The organism is Streptomyces sp., from assembly GCF_031178505.1.
GTDB classification, from domain to species: Bacteria; Actinomycetota; Actinomycetes; order Streptomycetales; family Streptomycetaceae; genus Streptomyces; species Streptomyces gulbargensis.
This window is the reverse complement of sequence record NZ_JAPSIW010000577.1, coordinates 1-4578: the sequence shown is the minus strand read 5'-3', so window position 1 is coordinate 4578 and position 4578 is coordinate 1. Positions and strand designations below refer to the sequence as shown.

The following is a 4578-nucleotide window of genomic DNA, read 5'->3' as shown; positions in this document are numbered from 1 at the left end:
CGTCTGAAGGCCCTGCTGGCCGAGGACGCCTCCGCGCCAGGCACGGCGTCCCTGCCCGCGCCTCCGCTCGAACGGTCCTTCGCGGACCTGTGGGCGCGGACGGCGGGTCCGATGCCGGCCGCGTCCCAGGCCCAGCTGCGGCACGCCCTCGAGGCCATGCTCGACAGCTGGCTCTGGGAACTGCACAACCAGGCGCAGCACCGTGTGCCCGACCCGGTGGACTACATCGAGATGCGCCGGGCCACCTTCGGTTCCGACCTGACGATGATGCTCTGCCGGCTGCGCCGTGCCGGAACGCTGCCGCCCGAGGTCTTCGCCAGCGGTACGGTGACCGCCCTGGAGAACGCGGTGGCCGACTACGCCACGCTCCTCAACGACCTCTTCTCCTACCAGAAGGAGATCGAGGTGGAGGGCGAGGTGCACAACGGCGTCCTCGTCCTGCAGACCTTCTTCGGCTGCGACTACCCGACCGCCATGGCGATGGTCGACGACCTGATGCGCGGCCGACTGCGCCAGTACGAGCATCTCAAGCTGCGTGAAGTGCCTCTGCTCTACGAGGACTTCGGGCTCGACCGTGAAGCTCGGGCCGCCTTCGCCTCGTATCTGCGGGAGCTGGAGGACTGGCTGGCGGGGATCCTCAACTGGCACCGGGGTGTGCGGCGTTACCGGGCCGAGGACGTCCACCGGGGCGCCGGGACGGCCTTCGCCCGGCGGGGGCCGACGGGTCTCGGGACGGCCGCCGCGCGGGTGGACGAGGTGTTCGCCCCGGCGGCGCGCTGACGTACGCCGAACGGCCCCCGGACAGCTCGTCCGGGGGCCGTTCGGCGCCGTGCGGCGACGCTCAGGGGCGGCGGCCGCGGAGTTCGTCGAGTTCGCGGCGTTCGCGCTTGGTGGGGCGGCCGGCGCCCCGGTCGCGTACGGCGGCGAGGGCGACGTGCTCGCGCGGCGGCGGGGGCGGGCTGTTGTCCACGTACGCCTCGGCGGCCACCGGCGGTCCGACCCGCTTGGTGTGGAGTTCCTTCACCTCGACGATCCGCTCGCGGCCCCCGTGGAAGATCCGCACCTCGTCGCCCGGCTTCACCGCCTGGGCGGGCTTGGCCCGGTCGCCGTTCACCTTGACGTGGCCGGCCCGGCAGGCCGCGGCGGCCTGGGAGCGGGTCTTGGTCAGGCGGACCGCCCAGATCCAGCTGTCGACGCGCGCGCTCATCGGCCCCCGCTCCCCCGTCAGCCCTGCTGGAACAGCTCGGCGGGAAGGGGCTTGAGAAGCGCGTACAGGTCGTCGGTGATCGGCCGGTCCCAACTGGCGATCGTCACGAGGACGTTGTCGCTGCGGTCGAACTGGACGCAGGAGATGCGGCTCTCGGAGAGCTTGAGGCGGCGCACGATGAGCAGGTTGTCGCCCTGCATCACGGGGACGTCCTCGGTGTCGAGCACCTCGACCGGTTCGTCGTTCTCCAGGGCCGCGAGGAGCTGGGCGACCTCGAAGGGGATCTGGCCCTCCGCGAGCTCGCGCGCCGGGGAGCCCTCCGGCAGGTTGCCGATGATCATCGCGGGTCCGCGGCCGCCGAAGAGGTCGTAGCGCAGGAAGACGCCCTGGCAGGAACCGTCGGGGGCGGGCAGCAGACCGGCGCCGAGATTTCCGGGCCAGTCCCCCGGGTCCATGGCCAGGACGTCGAAGTCCGGGCCCGCGGGTGTGGCGGCGCTGCGGCGGCGGAGGAAGGACATACGGCCATGGTACGTGCACGGGCGCGCGGGGCGACGCGCCGGGTTGCCCTGCCGGGAGCCCGGTGCCACCGGGCGCCGGGGGTCCGTCCGTCCCGTGGGGCGCCCGGGTGCACGCGGCGGGCGGGCCGGGGCCGGTGTGCCCCACCTCGGCCGTTCGGGGTCCGGGGGCTCAGGGGCCGTCGTCGCCCGAGCCGTCCGGCGGGGCCGCCGCGGGGCGGGCCTTCCGGGCGAGCAGGTCGGCGGCGCGGGCGAGCCGGTCGCGGTCGGCGAGCACCGGGGACAGGCGGTGCCCGGCGTCCCGCTGAGCGGCCGGGTCCGGCCCGGTTCCGCCGCCCGTGCCGGCCGCGGCCCGGGCCAGGCGGGCCGCCCGGTCGAGTTCGGCGAGGACGTCGTCGCGTTCCTCGGCGGCGGGCGGTTCCCGCAGGGCGCGGGCGAGGCTGCGGGCGGCCGCCTCGGGGGCGCCGTCGCGCAGGTGTTCGCGGGCGGCGGCGCGCAGGTGGCCGACGACCCACGGGTCGCCCTCGGGGTGGGTCTCCAGGAGGTGCCGGGCCGTCGCGGTGGAGCCGAGACCGGCCTCGGCGACGCACCAGGCCGCCTGGCCGTGCAGGGCGACGCGGGTGGCGGCGGGGATGGCGGCGTAGACGGTCGTGGCGAGGAGGGGGTGGCGGAACGCGAGGGGGGCGTCGGGCTCGTCCGCCTCGGTGAGCACTCTCGCCTCCCGCAGGCGCCGGGCGCACTCGGCGACCGTCTCGCCGCCGAGGCCCGCGACGGCGCCGGCGAGGCGCGAAGGCGCCTCGGCGCCGAGGACGGCACAGGCCCAGGCGAGGCGGACGGTGGTGGGGCCGAGGCTTTCGAGGAGGACGACCAGGCCGGTGGCGGTGACCTCGGCGGCGAGGTCACGCAGCGCGCGGGTGCTGTCGGCGGTGGGGTCGAGGCCGTGGTCGCGGACGGCGGCGGCGAGGGCGACGGCCTCGGCGGGGTTGCCGCCGGTGAGGGCCTGGAAGGCTCGGCAGAAGGTGTCGTCCGCGTGGGTGCCGACGCGTTCGCGGACGAGCCGGGCGAGGGCGGCGGGACCGAGCGGGTCGAGCCGGTGGGCCGGGTGGCCGGTGAGGCCCGCGGCGGCCTCGGGGAGCGCTCCGGCGCGGTGGGCGAGGACGATCAGGACGGGCAGGTCCCCGGCGCGCTCCGCGCAGGCCGTGAGCCAGCGGAGGGAGTCGGGGTCGGCGGCGTGGGCGTCGTCCAGGACGAGCACGAGGGGCCGATGGCCGGCGAGCCGGGCGAGGCTCCGGTCGAGCCGCTCCCGTGCCGCCCGGGAGCTGTCCTCGGGTATGCCGGCGTCCGTCGGGGTCAGCAGCAGGCGGCGGGCGGTCCCGTAGGGGAGGCTTCCGGCGGATCCGGTACCGCGGGCGGCCAGGACGACGCATCCCCGGGCCACGGCCCGGCGGCGTATCTCGGCGAGCAGCGCGGTCCTGCCGAGACCGGGGGCCGCCTCGTACCGCAGCACTCCGCCCCGCCGGCGGGGCTCCGGGGTCGTCCCGGGGCGGCGGCCGGGAGCGGTCGGGTCGGGCAGGGGCTCGGGTCGGGGACCCGGTGCGGGGGCGCCGCCCGGGCGGTCCTCGGCCGGAGGGCGGGGGGTGCGGGGGCGGGCGCCGCCGCGGTGGACGACCAGGTGGGAGGCGCGGCCCGCGCCGCGCGGTGCGGGGACCCGGTCGGGACGTGCGCGGCCGGTCAGCCGGTCGAGGGCCTCCTCGGCCACGGCGAGGGCCGACTCGCGTTCGAGCAGGCCGAAGCCGCGCCGCACGGGCCGGCCGTCCTGATGTCCCACGCGTTCTCCACCCCCACCCCTGGGGGCGCACGCCCCGGCGCATGCGGGGGCGCGCCGGGGGCCGTCGCCCCACGTGGGCCCCAGGGTACGACGCGGACGGCGCGGCGTCCCTCACCGGTCCCGGTCGTGATCGGTTCCGCCGCCGGAGCGGTCGGCGAGGGCCCGGAGCAGGCCCAACGCCTCGTCGGCGCCGTCGTGTTCGACGAAGAGGTGGTCGTGGTGGAAACCGGCCACGACGTTGCAGCTCAGGCCGGCGGCGGCGAGTTCCCGGGCGACGGCGGCCGTCAGGCCGACCGCGTCGAGGGCGGAGTGCACGCGCAGGGTGATCCAGGCCGCCACGTAGTCGTAGGCGAGCCCCGCCGCGTCGGCCTCCTCCCGCCGTACGACGAGGGTGCGGCCCTCCGCCTCGGCGACCGTGACGACGGGGTCGAGACCCGCCGGGGCGGGGCCGTCGACCGTGGTGAAGACGTAGGCCCCCGGGTTCCGCAGGGGCCGCAGGCCGGCGAGGAGCCGGCCGAGGTCGCGTTCGGGGTGCGGGGCGGCCGGGCGCCGGCCGCCGGGCCCGGCGCCGGGGCGGCTCACCGGCGGGGCGGGACGGCGACCGAGGTCCGCGCCGGCCGGGCCGGAGTGCCGCCCTGGTCGACGAGGGCCGGCACCGCCGGGACGCCGGCGAGCGGGGGCGGGGTCATGAGGGCGACGACGTGCATGGCTCCCAGTATGCGCGCCCGGGGCCTCCGGGCCAGTGGTGGCCGGATGCGGCCACCGGGGCACCGTGCTGACCTGCCCCGGCCGGGCCGTGGGATCCCCGCGCCGGGGCCCCACGGCCTCTGCTCAGGCGGCCAGGCCCCGCTCATGACGGTCGACGGCCTCGCGCACGGCGCCGACGAAGGCGTTCCAGAAATGGGCGGGTTCGGTGCCCGAGCCGGCCGTACGGCGGCGGGCCGGGGCCCCGCTGAAGTCGCCGAACATGGCCCGGCGCAGGGCGGTGGAGATCTCGAGCTGGGCGCCCGCGCCGGTGGCGGTCCGGT

At 77.6% G+C, this 4578-nt stretch carries 6 protein-coding genes and 1 pseudogene; 1 reads left to right on the top strand and 6 read right to left on the bottom strand.

The annotated features are described in order from the left end of the window. Positions 1-780: pseudogene (locus RIF68_RS28160) on the top strand (germacradienol/geosmin synthase); the annotation flags it as partial. Between the two features lie 61 nt (positions 781-841). On the opposite strand, the gene RIF68_RS28155 reads toward RIF68_RS28160, so the two are convergent. The 6 genes from RIF68_RS28155 to RIF68_RS28130 form a co-directional block, all read right to left on the bottom strand. Further along, positions 842-1207: an RNA-binding S4 domain-containing protein gene (locus RIF68_RS28155; protein ID WP_309054114.1), complete on the bottom strand. Its 366-nt coding sequence runs from the start codon at positions 1205-1207 to the stop codon at positions 842-844. A gap of 17 nt (positions 1208-1224) precedes the next feature. Next, positions 1225-1725 carry a hypothetical protein gene (locus RIF68_RS28150; protein ID WP_309054113.1) on the bottom strand — a complete coding sequence of 167 codons (501 nt, stop codon included), beginning with the start codon at positions 1723-1725 and terminating at the stop codon, positions 1225-1227. Positions 1726-1894: 169 nt separating this feature from the next. Further along, positions 1895-3550 carry an AAA family ATPase gene (locus RIF68_RS28145; RefSeq protein ID WP_309054112.1) on the bottom strand — a complete coding sequence of 552 codons (1656 nt, stop codon included), beginning with the start codon at positions 3548-3550 and terminating at the stop codon, positions 1895-1897. Positions 3551-3661: 111 nt separating this feature from the next. Then, positions 3662-4132: an ACT domain-containing protein gene (locus tag RIF68_RS28140; protein ID WP_309054111.1), complete on the bottom strand. Its 471-nt coding sequence runs from the start codon at positions 4130-4132 to the stop codon at positions 3662-3664. Next, positions 4129-4257, bottom strand: coding sequence for a hypothetical protein (locus RIF68_RS28135; RefSeq protein WP_309054110.1), 129 nt, complete (start codon positions 4255-4257; stop codon positions 4129-4131). Before RIF68_RS28135 ends, RIF68_RS28140 begins: the two co-directional genes overlap by 4 nt. A 124-nt stretch (positions 4258-4381) precedes the next feature. Then, positions 4382-4578: poly-gamma-glutamate hydrolase family protein (locus RIF68_RS28130; protein ID WP_309054109.1), on the bottom strand; the 197-nt coding region annotated here is incomplete at its 5' end.